The sequence below is a fragment of the Moraxella sp. genome (assembly GCF_024227015.1).
In the GTDB taxonomy this organism is placed as follows: Bacteria; Pseudomonadota; Gammaproteobacteria; order Pseudomonadales; family Moraxellaceae; genus Moraxella.
In genome coordinates this window covers 1-1463 of record NZ_JAAELD010000064.1, presented here as the reverse complement: position 1 = coordinate 1463, position 1463 = coordinate 1, and the positions used below count along the sequence as shown (strand labels likewise).

The following is a 1463-nucleotide window of genomic DNA, read 5'->3' as shown; positions in this document are numbered from 1 at the left end:
CATTAATGCCAATGGTGGCGGTAGGAATGCGACTGTCGGCATAGACAGCCAGGCCCCCGCGTGCGGTTTCTTTGTATTTATCCATCATGTCCCGACCAGTCTCTTTCATAGTTAGAATGGCTTTATCAAGTGACACATGATGCGAGCCATCACCCCGAAGCGCAAGGCGCGCCGCATTGATCGCCTTAACCGACGCCATGGCATTGCGCTCGATGCAAGGCACCTGCACCAATCCTGCTATCGGATCGCAGGTAAGACCTAAGTTATGCTCAAGTCCAATCTCAGCAGCGTTCAGGCATTGCGCAACTGACCCACCCATCACATGAGCCAAGCCAGCTGCCGCCATGGCACAGGCAGAGCCCACCTCACCTTGACAGCCAACTTCTGCACCTGAGATTGAAGCATTTTGTTTGATGAGAGCGCCTATCGCACCCGCTACCAATAAGAACTCACGCACCCCTTGATAGCTGAACGACGGGATAAAACCACGATAATAGTGCAGAACAGCAGGGATGATTCCTGCGGCGCCATTGGTTGGTGCGGTGACGACCTTACCGCCTGCAGCGTTTTCTTCATTGACCGCCAAGGCATACAGATCCACCCAGTCCATCGCTAACAGACCGCCATCAGAAGAGCGGCCGTATTCTTTGGATAATTGATCGTATAGACCCTTGGCACGACGCTTAACATTAAGCCCACCTGGCAAGATACCGTCTTTTTGACAGCCTTGGGTTACACATGCCTGCATGACCTCCCATATCTCAGTCAGGCAGTCTCTGATCTCTTCTTCTGGGCGAATCGCCAATTCATTTAACATCATAAGCTCAGCAATGTTTAGCGATTTGGCTTCACAGATGGCGGAGAGCTCTGATGCCATGCCAAAAGGGTAAGGAAAGCGATCATTCTCCTCTGTAGGTTCATCAGCCATGATCTCATCTTTATCTACCACAAAGCCGCCACCGATAGAGTAATAAGTCTGCGAGAGGATTTTATCATCATCCAAAAAAGCGCTGATGCTCATGCCATTAGGATGATGGGGCAGTGTGACTTCATCATACCAGACGATGTCGCTGTCATAATTGAACGCAATTTGCTTGACACCGCCTAACAACAGCTTTCTATCATTCATGATGGTTGCTAAATAATCATCCGTCTTCGTGGTGTCTATGGTACGCGGCTGATGGCCCAGCAATCCTAACATCACCGCGGTATCCGTGGCATGCCCCTTGCCCGTGGCAGACAGTGAACCATACAGATCCACCCGTATGCTATTGACCAAATGCACATCGTCACCAAGTAATTCTAGAAATCGGTTCGCTGCCACCATGGGTCCGACCGTGTGCGAACTTGAAGGACCTATGCCAATTTTAAATAAATCAAAAACACTAATCATGCGAATTCCTTTTTTAAGATATTAGTTTAAGATATTAGGTATAGACAAATTATCATCAATATTATGCCAT

The 1463-nt window shown here is 48.8% G+C and carries 1 protein-coding gene; it reads right to left on the bottom strand.

The window, feature by feature from the left end:
• The coding region (locus GY683_RS01250) for an L-serine ammonia-lyase (protein WP_297287025.1) at positions 1-1393 on the bottom strand (1393 nt) is incomplete at its 3' end.
• Between the last annotated feature and the right edge of the window lie 70 nt (positions 1394-1463).